Origin of the sequence: Chryseobacterium tongliaonense, assembly GCF_041224435.1 — a bacterium.
Lineage (GTDB): Bacteria > Bacteroidota > Bacteroidia > Flavobacteriales > Weeksellaceae > Chryseobacterium > Chryseobacterium tongliaoense.
In genome coordinates, this window is the sequence record NZ_JBGFFD010000010.1 from 42,484 (window position 1) to 57,043 (window position 14,560).

At 37.8% G+C, this 14,560-nt stretch carries 13 protein-coding genes; 4 read left to right on the forward strand and 9 right to left on the reverse strand.

The genetic code is table 11. From position 1 onward, the window contains the following. Positions 1–8 precede the first annotated feature (8 nt). From AB8P06_RS17970 to AB8P06_RS17985, 4 genes are read left to right on the forward strand one after another with little or no spacing between them, the layout of a single operon-like run. Positions 9–614, forward strand: coding sequence for an outer membrane beta-barrel protein (locus AB8P06_RS17970; RefSeq protein WP_369843617.1), 606 nt, complete (start codon positions 9–11; stop codon positions 612–614). Positions 615–618: 4 nt separating this feature from the next. After that, positions 619–999, forward strand: a complete 381-nt coding sequence (locus AB8P06_RS17975) for an ApeI family dehydratase (RefSeq protein WP_369843618.1) — start codon at positions 619–621, stop codon at positions 997–999. Then, on the forward strand, positions 996–1,478 hold the full coding sequence (locus tag AB8P06_RS17980; RefSeq protein WP_369843619.1) for a hypothetical protein: 483 nt from the start codon (positions 996–998) through the stop codon (positions 1,476–1,478). Before AB8P06_RS17975 ends, AB8P06_RS17980 begins: the two co-directional genes overlap by 4 nt. Before the next feature lie 4 nt (positions 1,479–1,482). Further along, entirely contained in the window at positions 1,483–2,655 is a 1,173-nt protein-coding gene (locus AB8P06_RS17985; RefSeq protein ID WP_369843620.1) for a DUF2062 domain-containing protein, read from the forward strand. Between the two features lie 77 nt (positions 2,656–2,732). On the opposite strand, the gene AB8P06_RS17990 is transcribed toward AB8P06_RS17985, so the two are convergent. The 9 genes from AB8P06_RS17990 to flxA all read right to left on the reverse strand — a co-directional run bounded on the left by AB8P06_RS17990 (position 2,733) and on the right by flxA (position 14,503). Beyond that, positions 2,733–4,745: an FG-GAP-like repeat-containing protein gene (locus AB8P06_RS17990; RefSeq protein ID WP_369843621.1), complete on the reverse strand. Its 2,013-nt coding sequence runs from the start codon at positions 4,743–4,745 to the stop codon at positions 2,733–2,735. 26 nt (positions 4,746–4,771) lie between these two features. After that, positions 4,772–5,866: a hypothetical protein gene (locus tag AB8P06_RS17995; RefSeq protein WP_369843622.1), complete on the reverse strand. Its 1,095-nt coding sequence runs from the start codon at positions 5,864–5,866 to the stop codon at positions 4,772–4,774. Positions 5,867–6,124: 258 nt separating this feature from the next. Further along, the gene (locus tag AB8P06_RS18000) at positions 6,125–7,891 is read right to left on the reverse strand and encodes a C45 family autoproteolytic acyltransferase/hydrolase (RefSeq protein WP_369843623.1); all 1,767 of its coding nucleotides are present in this window, start codon (positions 7,889–7,891) and stop codon (positions 6,125–6,127) included. Further along, positions 7,878–9,416 carry a phytoene desaturase family protein gene (locus AB8P06_RS18005; protein WP_369843624.1) on the reverse strand — a complete coding sequence of 513 codons (1,539 nt, stop codon included), beginning with the start codon at positions 9,414–9,416 and terminating at the stop codon, positions 7,878–7,880. Before AB8P06_RS18005 ends, AB8P06_RS18000 begins: the two co-directional genes overlap by 14 nt. 184 nt (positions 9,417–9,600) lie before the next feature. Further along, entirely contained in the window at positions 9,601–10,485 is an 885-nt protein-coding gene (locus tag AB8P06_RS18010; protein ID WP_369843625.1) for a lysophospholipid acyltransferase family protein, read from the reverse strand. Positions 10,486–10,600: 115 nt separating this feature from the next. After that, positions 10,601–10,855 carry an acyl carrier protein gene (locus tag AB8P06_RS18015; protein WP_007844066.1) on the reverse strand — a complete coding sequence of 85 codons (255 nt, stop codon included), beginning with the start codon at positions 10,853–10,855 and terminating at the stop codon, positions 10,601–10,603. A gap of 4 nt (positions 10,856–10,859) precedes the next feature. Next, a complete protein-coding gene (locus tag AB8P06_RS18020; protein ID WP_369843626.1) occupies positions 10,860–12,080 on the reverse strand; it encodes a beta-ketoacyl-[acyl-carrier-protein] synthase family protein in 1,221 nt (406 codons plus the stop codon). Between the two features lie 101 nt (positions 12,081–12,181). Continuing rightward, complete coding sequence (flxB, locus tag AB8P06_RS18025) at positions 12,182–12,913, reverse strand: flexirubin biosynthesis SDR family reductase FlxB (RefSeq protein ID WP_369843627.1); 732 nt, start codon at positions 12,911–12,913, stop codon at positions 12,182–12,184. A gap of 69 nt (positions 12,914–12,982) precedes the next feature. Beyond that, the gene (flxA, locus tag AB8P06_RS18030; protein ID WP_369843628.1) at positions 12,983–14,503 is read right to left on the reverse strand and encodes a flexirubin biosynthesis tyrosine ammonia-lyase FlxA; all 1,521 of its coding nucleotides are present in this window, start codon (positions 14,501–14,503) and stop codon (positions 12,983–12,985) included. Positions 14,504–14,560: the final 57 nt, after the last annotated feature.

Here is a 14,560-nt window from a genome sequence, read left to right on the forward strand (position 1 = left end):
AATTATTCATGAAAAAACTATACTTTTTACTCATTACGTTCATCTCAGGTCTGTCTTTTGCGCAGGTAACCTTCAATCCCGGGATCAGAGCCGGTCTTAATATTGCTAAATTTACAGAATCTGACAGAGGTGTTTACAACTGGTTTGATGACGATGATGATCCGTTTGAATCCGGATTACAGAAAGAAAAAACAGATTTTATTGCAGATTTTTACATCGGGGTTTTTGGAAACATCAGATTTACAAAATTTTATGCGCTTCAGCCTGAACTGAATTATTCAAGACAGGGAAGTAAAATAAAGCTTGGCAATGAAACTTATGACCCGAAGGTGTCTTATATGTCATTTCAGCTGGTTAACAAGTTTTATTTCAATAAATTCAATGTCCATGTAGGGCCTTCTATTGATTTCGTCATTGACAATAAAGGCTTTGAGCTTTCCAATAATGTAGATTTAGGCTTTTTACTGGGTGCAGGCTATGATATTACACCTAATTTCGGAATTGAAGCAAGGGTGAAAAAAGGAATTATAGAAGTGGCTTACAGCAATGGTGAAAACAGAACCAATGTTTTGCTTCAGGCTGGGGTTTATTATACATTTAACTTGAAAAAATAGGATTATGCAGTCTATTCTTACGGATTTTTACACTTTACAATCACACGATAAAACGGAAAACGGAAGCTTTATTGCCCATATCACCCTGAATAAGGATCATGATATTTTTAAAGGTCATTTTCCGGGAAATCCGGTTACTCCGGGAGTTTGTATGATGCAGATGGTAAAGGAGCTTACAGAAGAATTTACCGGTTTAAAATTATTTCTGAAGTCAGCATCCAATGTAAAATTTATGGCGATTATCAATCCGTTTGAAACCCCTGATTTAGTACTCCAATTGGATATTGATCAGAATGAAGATGAAGTGAAGGTAAAAAACACCACTTCATTTGGCGAGACTATTGCATTGAAAATGTCAGTGAACTATAAAAAATTGACATTATGAAACTTATCCTGTCATTCTTAACTGCTTTTATTTTTTTCTTTCAGACCGATCTGGAAACTTTAAGAAACAGCTATGCAAAAGCGAATCAGTCTAATGAAAATACCCGGAGTTTCATCAGTACTGCTGAAAAACAATCTGGATCTGATGCTGTGACAACCGGTTATAAAGCAGCTGCCCAGATCATGGAAGCTAAGATCACGACCGAAAAAGGCAAGCGGAAATCTTTTGTAAAAACCGGTGCCACTACTCTTGAAAACCTGGTCAAAAGCAATCCTAATAATATAGAACTGAGGGTGATCAGATTAAGTGTTCAGGAAAATATCCCCAAAATTGTAGGATACAGAGGTGGTTTAAAAGAGGATAAGGCATTTATCCTTAACAATTACAGCAAGCAAAGTACTGCCTTAAAAAATTATATCAAAAAATTTGCGGCACAGTCCAAGACCTTTACGGTAACAGATAAAGCTTCATTAAAATAAAACAATGACTCTTCCTGAAGTACAGAATGCAATAATCGAAAAGAAAATCTGCATTCTAATACCTACCTACAATAACGAAAAAACCCTGAAAAGGGTAATTGATGGTGTTCTGGATTATACCTCAGGCATTATTGTGGTAAACGATGGTTCTACAGATTCGACTCTTCAGATTTTAAATGAATATACTGGAATTACGGTAATCAATTTACCTGAAAACAAAGGAAAAGGAAACGGTCTTAAAACCGGGTTCAGAAAGGCAAAAGAACTGGGTTATCATTTTGCTGTCACGATTGATTCGGACGGTCAGCATTATCCGGATGACATTCCTGTTTTTGTAGAAGCATTACTGCAGGAAAAGGAAGATGTTTTACTGATCGGAAACCGTAATATGTCCCAGGATGGGATTCCTAAAAAAAGCAGTTTCGGAAACCGTTTTTCCAACTTCTGGTTCTGGTTTGAAACCGGGATTAAGCTGGAAGATACTCAATCCGGATATCGTCTTTATCCTTTACTTAGAATTCCTAAAAAATATTTTACCCCGAAATTTGAATTTGAGATCGAGATAATTGTAAGATCAGCATGGAGGCATATCCCGGTGAAAAATGTTCCGGTAAAAGTTTTATATGACCCTTCTGAAAGGGTTTCCCACTTCAGGCCATTTAAAGATTTTACAAGAATCAGCATTCTGAATACGATTTTGGTTACGATCACTTTGTTTTATATTATTCCGAGAAATTTTGTGAATAATTTCAAAAAAAAAAGCTTTAAGAGATTTTTAAAGGAAGATGTTCTGGAAAGTGACGGGAGCAACCGCACGAAAGCTTTCTCTATTGCTTTAGGAGTTTTTATCGGCCTGTCTCCGTTTTGGGGGTTCCATACCTTACTGGTGATTTCGCTGGCTGTTCTTTTCAAACTGAATAAGGTATTGGCCTTTGTTGCTTCCAATGTGAGTTTACCACCCTTTATTCCTTTTATCATTGCTGCGGCATTGTTTCTGGGAGCACCTTTCGTGCATGGAAACAGTGATATTCTCAGTCAGGAACTGAACTTTGAACTGATTAAAAACAATCTTCTTCAGTATGTTATCGGAAGTGCTATTCTGGCCAGTGCTATGTCTGTCCTTTCAGGGGTGGCTGCTTTTCTTTTTCTGAGCAAGTTTAACCCTGAGAATAATTAATCTTTATCTTAAGAAAACAAAAAAACTGCAAAGCCTTTCGACTTTGCAGCAATGGTAATATCAATAGGTTATAGACTTTATTTTTTAGTTATTTTCTGAGAATATATTTTTCCGTTTTTATCGGTTACCACCAAAACATATATTCCGGAATTTAATGATTTAACAGAAATTGAATTTCTCTCAACTTTAGCCTGTAATGCCAGTCTTCCGCTTGTTTCGTACAGTTTTGCATCAACAGGTATAAAATCCTGAATCGGCTTAAAATTGATTACGTCATTCACCGGATTCGGATAGATCGTAAATAATTCTTTAGGGGTTTGAACATCATGTACTCCCAATGTTGAACCTTCCAAAACAAATACCGTTGTATTCGGGGTTACATTATTAATAACATCCACCACTCCGGAAGGCCATTTTACAATGACTTTGGTGATTTCTGTAGCCTGTCCTATTCCGAAATGGGCATTTAGCGTATTCATATTTCTGAATCCCACACCACTCTGTACATCACGGATCTGCTTGCCCCAAGGCCCGTAGATTTCCACTCTTGCCCCGATTCCGTTTCTGTTGCTCTGGGTTCCCTGCAGGGTTACTTTCAGCCATTTATTGGTATTCCCGTTATTCATCAGGACGGTATTTCCATTCTGAATATCCAGGAAACCATCATTATTCAGATCCCCGATCGGTCTGTTGTTGAAATGCAAAGTATAGGTATTGGCATTCGGTGTGAATTTAAAGGTTCCGTCACCAAACATAATTGTATTTCCGGCTCCCAATACATCAAGGAATCCGTCATTATCAAAGTCGTAAGCCACGTATTCCCTGCTTAAGCTATTCGTTGTATCATACCCCGAACCTGTGCTCACATCGGTGAAAGTTCCGTCGCCGTTGTTTTTCATTACCTTGCTCAATCCGTTAGAAACAGAATTGATTCCAACTACGGCATCCATCCAGCCGTCGTTGTTAAAATCCCCCCATGCAGCAGACCATGTCTGAACCGGGTTTGCCATATTGGTTGTAGAAGCTACATTGGTAAAAGTTCCGTTACCATTATTCCGGTGGAGCTCATCAATATTTCCTCCTGGCCCAGAACCTCCGCCGCTACACTTGGAAATAAACATATCCAGGTCTCCGTCGTTATCATAATCCATCCAGATCGAGCCGTAATTTCCTCCGGAAGGGAAATCTCCCAATCCGCCCTGGTTATGGTTCATATTGGTTCCGTCATTGATGTAAAATCTGTTTGGAGCATTGTCATCACACACAAAAGCATCCAGCTTTCCGTCATTATTAATATCGATAAAATTGGTACGCTGGGTAAGGTATGACTGGGGTTTTCTGTCGGATGTAAAACCTGTTCCGTTGGCATTGGCTTTTACAAAAGTCACTCCACTGCTTGAGCCGTAGATAAGGTCATTAAAGCCGTTATTATCGTAATCCCCGGCCGCAATGCTCCAGCTTGGTGTTATTACCGTATTGGGTACTGTATAGGTCACATTATTAAATCCGCCCCCTGACTGTTGATATGAAATAACGATCTGCGTCGCACTTACTACAGAGACGATATCATCCAGATAATCCCCGTTCATATCTACCACACAATGATTCATATTTCCGGCCGCAGCAACCGGTGTTGGAGTAAACGAAAGCCTGTCGGGTGCAGCTACCGTTTCAGTCACTGTAAAATTAAACCCTGAACTTGACCATCTGTTGTCAAAGGCTATGTAATAAGTAGTTCCGGCGGTTCCTGCAAAGGTAACCAGTGCGGAAGTTCCCGAAAAATCATCATTGGAAGCAAGACAGTTTAATGCGCCACAGGTTCCTTTGTATACCATGACACGTGTATCAACGTTTTGTCCTCCGACAACCGTGGAAATGGTAATATTTGCGTTTTGAACAGCGGTATATTTGTACCATAATCCGGCTGAGCCGGCAGTTCCTAAACCACATGTCGCAGTGGGTGCAGTACCCGTAACCGGCGGCGCGGTATGAGGTCCTTGTGTGAGATCTATAGCAGAAGCACACGTCAATTGGGCAAATCCCCATGTCATATTAAACAATACAACAAAAAAGGATAAATTTTTTCTCATGTTTTCTTCAATTTGATTATATAAATTTACGGACAGGACTGATTCAGAGAATTAATCCATTGTTGCAGCAGGGCAACTCCTTCATCATGCACGACTGTTCTTCCCAATAAAGGCATTCTGTTGCTTTCATCTACGGAATTAAGCCTGAAGTTCATGACGGATTTATTATGGTTTCCCGGGGTTATAATTTTTTCTAATGATTGATCGATAGGCTCATCTGCATTAACGCAAACTCCCATATTGCTAAGACTCGTCGTCTGGCTAAAGCTTAATCTTATTGCCCGGTAATCGCAGCGTGCATTTTGCTGATGACAATGGGCACAGTTGATATCCAGATAAGATCGCAATCTGATGTCTACAGGTTTGCTCGTATCTTTATAGTTTACAGTGGAAACTATATTGGAAGGATAGCTTACCAGATAACCTTCATCCACTAATTTTTGCAGCTGATTTTTGATTCCTCCCGAATAAGCATAACCCGTATTCAGGTTTTGAGGTTTTACACCGATGGGTACAGGTTTATTATCCAGTTTATGGCAGGCAAAGCATTCTGATTCTGATGGTATCCTGTAATCTGTTGTAATCACATTATTATTGTCTTTTTTGAAAGTAATATTCTTGGAACTTCCACTTGTGAAATCAGCTCCCGTTATCAGGTTTGCTTCCGTCTGATCGTCATTCCACAGGTATTCTGCAAATACCCATCCGCTGGATTTTCTGATCATCAGCCGGGTTTCAATAATTTTAGTGGTATTATTCGGCTGTATGGTTGTATAATAAAAGCTTTTTATTAAAACAGTCCCGACAGGAAAATTCAATGTTTTATCATCTGCATCGTAAGTTGCCTTGGTACCTTCCGGCATCCAGACAAACCTTTTTTTAGAAGCGTAATCTGTAAATAATGAACTTGCAGGTTCATAGGGAATCACTTTGCTTGATGGATTTAAGTTTTTTAATTCTCCCGTAAAAAAAGAATACGTGGATAATTTAGCGTAAGGAACAGCGTTAATGTCAAAATTAACGAAAGAACTTTCAACTTTTACACCTTCTATTTTCTCGTCATCTTTACAGGAAAACAGTAATAAAAAACATAAAGCAGTTAAAAAATAGATTTTTATCATTCAATGGTATTAGCGGAACGAATATAAATAATTATTCAATACCTGACAAAATATTTTAACAAAGAATAGATTAAATCATTAAAAATACAAAAACAAATAAAACATATCAATGTAAATGCAATAAACAAACACGAGAAACCATTCAAAAACCACAAATTAAAATCACCTGAAAATTGATCATCAAAATAGCAATTTTCAGGTTTATTATCAGGAATAAAAATTTTCAGAGTCAAAATAAAAAAAAGGCAGGACGCCTTATTAATCTATATGTTTCTGTGTTTTTTTCAGATACTTCTCAACGGCCTTCTGATCAGGAACCGTTGTAATTTCTTTAGTCAGAGCTTTTTTAAACTCTGCTTCGGCCTTCTGATATTCTTTTCTGCTGAAATAATATTTTCCGGCCTGATAATATACCAACCAGAAATCAGGATTCAGGGACTGGTAATAAGGTATAAAATCATCCGTAAAGGCCATCCCTTTTACATTGTCAATGGCTTCATTTATTTCTGAGCTCATCGTTTTATACTGCTCGTAATTTTCAAATTCTTCAGAGTTTACGAAAGGATCTTTGGCAATATTCAGCGGTGATGTGGCCAGTTCACCGGTTTTCAATCGCTGGTCAGAGAAAATTTTATTTAAATCATAGCATACGAATTCACCGAGCTGATAAGGATTGGAAGATACCCAGACCAGTCTTTTTTCAGGTGAGAAGATGACCGCGTGATGCGCTAAAAGCTGATTGATCGCTTTCTCATTTCCATTGCCTATTTTTTTGCCCTTCAACCCTGACCGGTCTCTTAAAACGACTGCCATTTTTTCAGGATTCAGTTTTTTATTTGTTTCCAAAAGCTCCTGAAGTTTTTCGTAACGGTATTCAGAGTGGCTTTCCAGAATATGTTTCTGGTTTTTTTTATCATCTTTATAAGCCTCCGACTGAAAATGATTAGTACAAAAAACCCGGCTTGAATTCTGTACTTTATAAACTCCGAAATTCTTTGGAGAAACTTCAATAATAACAGCATTCTTATCATTGGCACTTCCCACCAGAATCGATTCCGAAACAAAAACTTTCCGTTTTTTTGCGATGGCAATGGCCTCATCAATGTTTTTCGCGTATTGCAGGATTTCCCTTGTTACCAGAGAAATCGGCGTTTTTGCAGTCAATGGGATTTTAGATTTCCCGGCATTGATGGTTACTGTGATTCCTTCTTTGTTCATCCCCGAAACCACCCCTATCATTCCCGGCCAACTCACCGACATGTAAGGAATTCCCTGCTCCGGTTCTATAAATTCAACCAACTTATTTTTTGCAAACTCATCTCCTACATAAAAATCAAAATTTCTCCCGATCAATAAATCCCCGTCTTCCGTATTTTCACTCCAGACTGCCAATGAGGTACATCCTACCATCGCAAGATCCTGCATCGCGTGACCGATATCATGAGCCCCGTGCAGATATAAACTTCTTAAATATTTCGGGGCGATGAAATTATATTTATCCGATGAATATTGTGACAGGCCATATAATTCAGCCTGGTAATCTTCTCTTATATTGAGATACATTTTCCGGTTATACCATTTCAAAAATCCACGCAATAGTTTTTGCTTAAACTTTGACGGAACAAAGCCTTCCACTTTGGAAAAGAAAATTTCTTCCTGTTTCTGCATTAAATCCTGTGTAAGTGCGCCGTTGTTATATCCTAACTGAAGCGGGTTTCCTTTAATGTAAAGCTCCCAGAGCTTCTGCTTATTTTTGGTTAAATAATTTTGTTTATAAGTAAAGGTTGAATCATTGATCGTATTAACTTTTGGGATCTCTAAAGAATATTGTTTTACATCCGGGATATGATGAATGGATTTTCTGACTCCACAAGATATAAGGCTAAGAATGAGAAAAAGGCTGAAGAAAATCAAGGCGAATCCCCTGTTTTTCAGACAGAAAAACAAATCTTTTTTTAATAATCGGGATTCTCTGCTATGTTTTGCTTCATTTTGAATGGCAAAAGGGTTTCTATTTTTCTTCATTGTTCTTTTTAATCATTTCTGCCAGACGCTCATTGATCAGCTCTTTTCCCAAAATCTCCGCACATGTACTGAAGGCACCGATAGTGCAGCCCAGAATTCCATGCATATTAACTGATTGTCCTGTCAGAAACAGATTATTGATTTTAGTTTTTGGAGAAACCATTGTTTTCAAAGGATTTTCAGAGCTCTTGTTGTAACCGTACATATTTCCTTCAAAGCTTCCGATATAATCACGGTAAGATAATGGTGAAGAGGTATATACGCTCCTGATCGATTTTCTTAGATCCGGAATTTTCTTTTCTAAAGCATCAATCATTTTATCCGCTTTTTCCTGTTTAAACCTTTCATATTCCTTCCCTCTTTCATGCTCATCAGCAACAGTATTCACCGTGTCTTTCCAGGTATTAACCTCATCAAAATCCATATAAGAAATCGCGGTCAGGCTTTCTGCGAATCCGGGATGATGTTTTGAAGGAGCAGAAGAAAGCATATATGTTTCCGGCCAGTTTTCTTTCTGATAACGGTGAGCATTCCATACCAGGTTTTCAGATGAATAATGATAGATATTATAATTGAATCCCACGATGCTACCCGGTTTTAAAACCAGATAAACACTAAAACAGGATGAAACAGGTTCCCAGCTCAAAACCCTGTTGAGAAAAGATTTTTTCAGTCTCTCTTCTCCTATCAGCTGAACGACGGAACGAATCTCAATATTGGAAATAAATTGCTTTGCAGCGTATTCTTTCCCGGATTTTGTTTTAACGGATGTGAGTATTTCATTTTCATTAAAAATCATTTCGGAAACCTCGGAATGCTTGTGCACATCTGCTCCGTATTCCCTTAATTTCCGGATCAGCAGTTTTGAAATCTGACTTCCACCTTTTACACATTTATACGCACTCTGAATATAGGAATTCACCGTCAGTGCATGCACATAAAAAGGAATATTTTCAGAATCTCCGCCATACAAAAAGTTCGAGCCTAATAAAACCGACTGCAATTTTTTATCTGAAGTAACGGATTCTATAAATCTTCTGGTATTGAGGTGTAAAATTTCTTCGTTATAATTATCCTTTCCAATCAGGTTGTATCTCGGAAACTGGCTGCATACGTATTGGATTTCTTCACAATACCGTTCCAGATTGTCTTTTTCAGCAGGAAAAAACCGGGTAAGCTGTGAAACAAAATTTTCATAACCCTGGGCGTGAGGATATTCCGTTTCATCTTCATCAAACGAAATTCTGTCAAAGCCGCTTTCATCCATTTTCTCAATTTCCAGGTCATCCATGATTTCCAGGTAAGAAAAATACTGATGCAGGTTCTGGCCTTTTGAAAGTCCGCCGAGATAATGAACTCCGGTATCAAAAATCAGTTTATCCCGTGAAAAGGTCTGTAAATTGCCACCATACTGATTATTTTTCTCCAGAACGCATACTTTTAAGCCTTCCTTAGCCAAAATCAGAGCTGAAACAAGGCCTCCCAATCCGCTGCCGATTACAAGTATGTCGTATTCTTTTTTCAAAGGAGAAATAGATATTAGAGATTAAGATATAATTTTAAAGCAAAAGCAGCAAAGATTTTTCAAATACCAAATGTTTTTATGTGTAAAGACACGCCATTTAGCAAAATAAAATCTAATGATCTTAACTTTGATACATCTTGATGGTTTGAGTTTGTTATTTGTTTTCGGGGTAAAATTAGAAAAATTAATCAATATCGTCCCAAAAATCGAAATAATTGAACCATTGAAGGGGATATTTTTTCAGCATGGATTCCAGGTTCTGTACATAAGAATTAAGAAGTCCCTGTGCATCACGTTTTTTTACGTTTTGGGCAACTCTTGCGTATAAATGATAATGAAGGTTGTTTTCTTTCATTACGTAAACATATACTACAGGAACACCAAGCCTGGAAGCAATAAGGAAAGGGCCTGCAGGAAATTTGGCATTTTTTCCCAACAGCTCTGTTTCCAGATATTTTGAGCCTTCAAAATAGCGGTCACCGGTAAAGCAGATCAGCTCGTTATCGGATAAAGCTTTATTAATATCGAAAATATGCGACATATCTTCTTTTACGTAGATGAATTTGATATTACTTTTTTTAACAGCGACACTGTCAAGGTATTCTTTAATTACGGTGACTTCCTGGTCTGTTGTTACCAGATTGATCTGACAGTCGAAATCGATATCGGCAAAAAAATGTTCTGCAATTTCAAAGTTTCCGATATGGGCACTGATTAAGACACCGCCTTTCTTTTCTGCCAACAGGTTTTTCAGATTTTCAACCCCATCGAATTCATAGGTAAAACGGTTTCTCAGCCCTACCGAAATTGCTGTTTTATCAATCAGTACTTTTCCAAAGCCGAAATAACTCCTGAATACCGAAATTTTCGCTTTCCAGAAGCCATAATTTAATCTTTTGCGGAAATAATAGAAGATGTACTGATTGCTTTTTTTCAGGAATAAAAAATAATAGCTTGCTACAAAATACAATACAAAGTAAGAACTTCTGATCCCGATATTTCTAATGCACCAGACAAATATTTTATATCCTGATATGGTCCCTTTAGACTTACCTTTCCACTTGTTCATAATTGCAGTTTACCAATTTATCAGTGTACCAGTGCAACAATAATTTAAATTCATTGTTACACTGGTACATTGTTCTATTGTTACATTATTAAAAGAATAAAGTTTTAATCAATAATTATGCGTTTTTGTTAGCAATTTTATTTTCAATCGTTGTGTAAAAATCATCAAATGTGATCATTTTTTTAAAATCAGCTTCTCCTAATTTCACGCCGAAATTAGATTCAATAATTACAACCATGTCAATATAATCCAGGCTATCTAATCCTAAAGTGGTTTTAAGGTTGGCTTCATTGCTTATTTCATCACCATCCACTTCAAATTCGTTAACTAAAAAATCATTAACAATGGCAACAATTTTTTCTCTTTCCATGTTTTTAATCAAACTTTTTAACAATTAATGCGGAATTGGTACCCCCAAATCCGAAAGAATTCGACAAAAATACGTCAATTTTTTGACTTTTTGTTTCGGCGACCAAATTTATCCTTTTCGCCTCATCGTCAGGATTTTCCAGGTTGATATTCGGGGCTACAAAATCGTTTTGCATCATCAGAATAGAGTAAATCACTTCACTTGCTCCTGCCATCCAGCATTCATGCCCTGTCATTGATTTCGTAGAACTCACCGGAATTTCACTGCCAAAGATTTCAAAAATAGCTTTGGCTTCATTCGCATCACCAATCGGTGTGGAAGTCGCATGGGCATTAATATAATCTACATCTTTTGCGGTTAAGCCGGATTGTTTCAAAGCTCTGTCCATCGCTAAAGCCGGCCCGTCAACATTCGGTGTGGAAATATGCCCGCCGTTGGAAGAAAAGCCGTAGCCAATAATTTCCGCTAAAATTGGTGCTCCTCTTCTTTGTGCAGATTCCAGGCTTTCAACGATTAAGGTTGCTGCTCCCCCACTTGGGATCAAACCGTCTCTTCCGGAGTCAAATGGCCTCGAAGCTTTTTCAGGTTGGTCTTCTCTTACTGAAAAAACGCCGAGCCCGTCGAAGCTTGCCATAGAAAATTTATTGGTTTCCTGAGCACCACCACAGATAATCATATCCTGCAGACCGCTCTTGATCATCATATGAGCCAATCCTAAAGAATGGGATCCGCTAGCACATGCTGCACTGATGGTAAGATTGATCCCTTTCAGGCTGAATATGGTTGAAAGGTTCATGGTAACCGTAGAGTTCATCGATTTAAAAATCGCGCCCGAACCCATTAAGGTTGTATCTTTCTTTTCTCTGGCGATGTCAATTGCTTCAACTACCGCCTGAGAAACACTGTCATTTCCATATAAAATACCCACTTCATGGGCTTCCAGAAAATCCTGTCCGATCTGGGCCTGCTTCAATGCATCTACGGTAGCAAGGTAAGCATATTCGCTTTCCTCACCCATACTTACACGTTGTCTTCTGTTGAGCAGACCTTTTAAATCAGGTTTTGGCACACGCCCCGTTAAACCTGATCTGTAACCGAATTCTTTTCTGTTCTGATCCAGAACAATCCCGGATTTTCCTTGATACAGGGAATCTTTTACCTCTTCCAGAGAGGTTCCGATGCAGGAATAAATTCCCATTCCGGTAATTACTACCCTATTTTCCATTTTTTATTAATTTAACAATGTATCAGTTTAACAATGTAACAATAGTATTAAAACTAAACCAGCATTGTTACACTGGTACATTGATATACTGCTATATTATTTTAAGAGTAAATTCCACCGTTAATATTGATTACTTCACCTGTAATGTAAGAAGATTTTTTAGATGCTAAAAACGCAACTAAATCCGCGACTTCTTCTGCTTCCCCGAATCTGTTGGCAGGAATCATGGCTTTCAATTCATCTTCATTAAACTCCTGGGTCATATCTGTTCTGATGAATCCCGGAGCTACGGCGTTTACCGTAATATTTCTTTTAGCAACTTCCTGTGCCAATGCTTTTGTAGCACCTACTACAGCTCCTTTTGCCGCTGAATAATTGGTTTGTCCGGCAGTTCCCTTCACTCCGGAAACCGAAACCATATTGATGATTCTGCCGTATTTGTTACGCAACAATTTCTGAATAAAGAAATTCGTTACGTTGAAAAACCCGTTTAAACTTGTATTGATCACGCTGTTCCAGTCTTCACTCTGCATCCACATAAATAAGCCGTCTCTTGTAATTCCGGCATTATTCACAATTACCTCTACGATTGAATCCTCATTTTTTTCCTGCCATTCTGTTAAAACGGCTTTGGTTTCTTCGGCATTTCCAACGTCAAATTTCAGGATTTCCCCGGTAGATCCAAGTTCCTGAACTTTAGCCAGCGTTTCTTTGGCTGCAGCTTCGTTTGAAGTGTAGTTGATGAGTATGTGATAGTTTTTCTCTTCGGCCAGTTTTATACAGATTGCTCTTCCTATTCCTCTTGAACCTCCTGTTACAATTGCACATTTCATGTCTTAGTGTTAGTTTTTTTAGTCTATCGTTTTCCTCTTTATTTATTGACAATTAATTACAGATAATAATTACACTGTTTTTAAATATTTTTTCACTTCCTCCAGATAAGGATACATTACCATATCATTGGAGAACGCAGGAATAATTTTTCTTATTTCATCATACAATTCTCTTGTGGAAGATGAAACTTTATCTTTAAATTCAAGATATTCAATAGCCTGAACAATGGTAATGGCTTCAATTGCCAATACTTCAAAAGCATTTTCAATTACCTTTCGGCAGATTACGGCAGCATTCGCTCCCATGCTCACAATATCCTGATTATCATTATTATTAGGAATACTGTGTACATACATTGAATTAGAAAGCATCTGGCTTTCCGCTGTTGTAGAAGTCGCTGTAAACTGAACTCCCTGCATTCCGAAATTGAATCCTAATTTACCTAAATTTACAAAAGGAGGCAAGATTTCATTGATTTTAGCATTCAAAAGGTAATTCAGCTGTCTTTCTGCCAACATGGTCAGCTTGGTAACAACAATTTTCAGCTTATCCATTTCTAATGAGATGTAATCTCCGTGGAAATTCCCGCCGTGATAAACATGCTGATCTTCTACATTGATGATCGGGTTATCATTGGCAGAATTGATCTCATTTTCAAGGACTTTTTCGGTGTATTCCAACGTATCCAGAACAGGTCCCAGAATCTGCGGAACGCATCTTAATGAATAATATTCCTGAACTTTTTCCTTGAATACTTTTTCCTGTTCTTCAAAATGAGTGTAAAGGTGATCTTCTCTTTTTCTGATCAGCTTGCTGTCAGATAGATGCGTACGCATTCTTTCTGCAATTTTCTGTTGGCCGTAATGTTTTTTGGTTCCGTTCAATGCTTCTGATAAATGGTCATCATAAGCCTGAACGATTTCATTGATTGCACAGGAAAGCTGAATGGATATTTCGGTTAACTGATTGGCTTTATAAGCATTTACAATCCCGATTCCGGACATCACGGAAGTTCCGTTCATTAAAGCAAGCCCTTCACGGATCTCTACTTTTATCGGTTCTAAACCTTCCGCTTCAAAAACCACTTTTGTAGATTTTCTTTCTCCTTTATGGAACACTTCTCCTTCGCCGATTAAAACCAAGGCAAGGTGAGCCAGCTGAACTAAATCGCCGCTTGCTCCAACTCCTCCGTGCTCGAAGATCAATGGTGTAATATCTCTGTTAATTAATTCTTTAAGTAAATTAATTACAGAATGATGCACCCCTGAATTTCCTAATGATAAGGTATTCAGTCTTGCCAGCATACAGGCTTTTACTTCCTGTGCCGGTAAAGGGTTTCCTATTCCTGAAGAATGGCTTCTTATCAAGTTATATTGGAGTTGATGCGTGTCTTCATCGCTGATTTTGAATTGTGCCATCGGACCGAAGCCGGTATTCACACCATATATTACCTTATTCTTTGAAAATTCTTTCAAAAACTGAAAACTCGCATCCACTCTGGTTAAAAGTGTATCATCCAGTTCTATTTTTTCATTATTTACGACGATATTCTGAAAATCTTTCAGTTCTAAAAAGCTATTTATTTTCATCAATTAAAAGTAATAATAGATAATTTTATAAAATATTGATTATTTGTCACTAATTTT

Coding starts and splice junctions, on each gene's coding strand:
- AB8P06_RS18020 (WP_369843626.1), bottom strand. CDS start 12,080: ATGGAAAATAGGGTAGTAATTACCGGAATGGGAATTTATTCCTGCATC.
- AB8P06_RS18010 (WP_369843625.1), bottom strand. CDS start 10,485: ATGAACAAGTGGAAAGGTAAGTCTAAAGGGACCATATCAGGATATAAA.
- AB8P06_RS17975 (WP_369843618.1), top strand. CDS start 619: ATGCAGTCTATTCTTACGGATTTTTACACTTTACAATCACACGATAAA.
- AB8P06_RS17995 (WP_369843622.1), bottom strand. CDS start 5,866: ATGATAAAAATCTATTTTTTAACTGCTTTATGTTTTTTATTACTGTTT.
- AB8P06_RS18015 (WP_007844066.1), bottom strand. CDS start 10,855: ATGGAAAGAGAAAAAATTGTTGCCATTGTTAATGATTTTTTAGTTAAC.
- AB8P06_RS18000 (WP_369843623.1), bottom strand. CDS start 7,891: ATGAAGAAAAATAGAAACCCTTTTGCCATTCAAAATGAAGCAAAACAT.
- flxA (WP_369843628.1), bottom strand. CDS start 14,503: ATGAAAATAAATAGCTTTTTAGAACTGAAAGATTTTCAGAATATCGTC.
- AB8P06_RS17985 (WP_369843620.1), top strand. CDS start 1,483: ATGACTCTTCCTGAAGTACAGAATGCAATAATCGAAAAGAAAATCTGC.
- flxB (WP_369843627.1), bottom strand. CDS start 12,913: ATGAAATGTGCAATTGTAACAGGAGGTTCAAGAGGAATAGGAAGAGCA.
- AB8P06_RS17980 (WP_369843619.1), top strand. CDS start 996: ATGAAACTTATCCTGTCATTCTTAACTGCTTTTATTTTTTTCTTTCAG.
- AB8P06_RS17970 (WP_369843617.1), top strand. CDS start 9: ATGAAAAAACTATACTTTTTACTCATTACGTTCATCTCAGGTCTGTCT.
- AB8P06_RS17990 (WP_369843621.1), bottom strand. CDS start 4,745: ATGAGAAAAAATTTATCCTTTTTTGTTGTATTGTTTAATATGACATGG.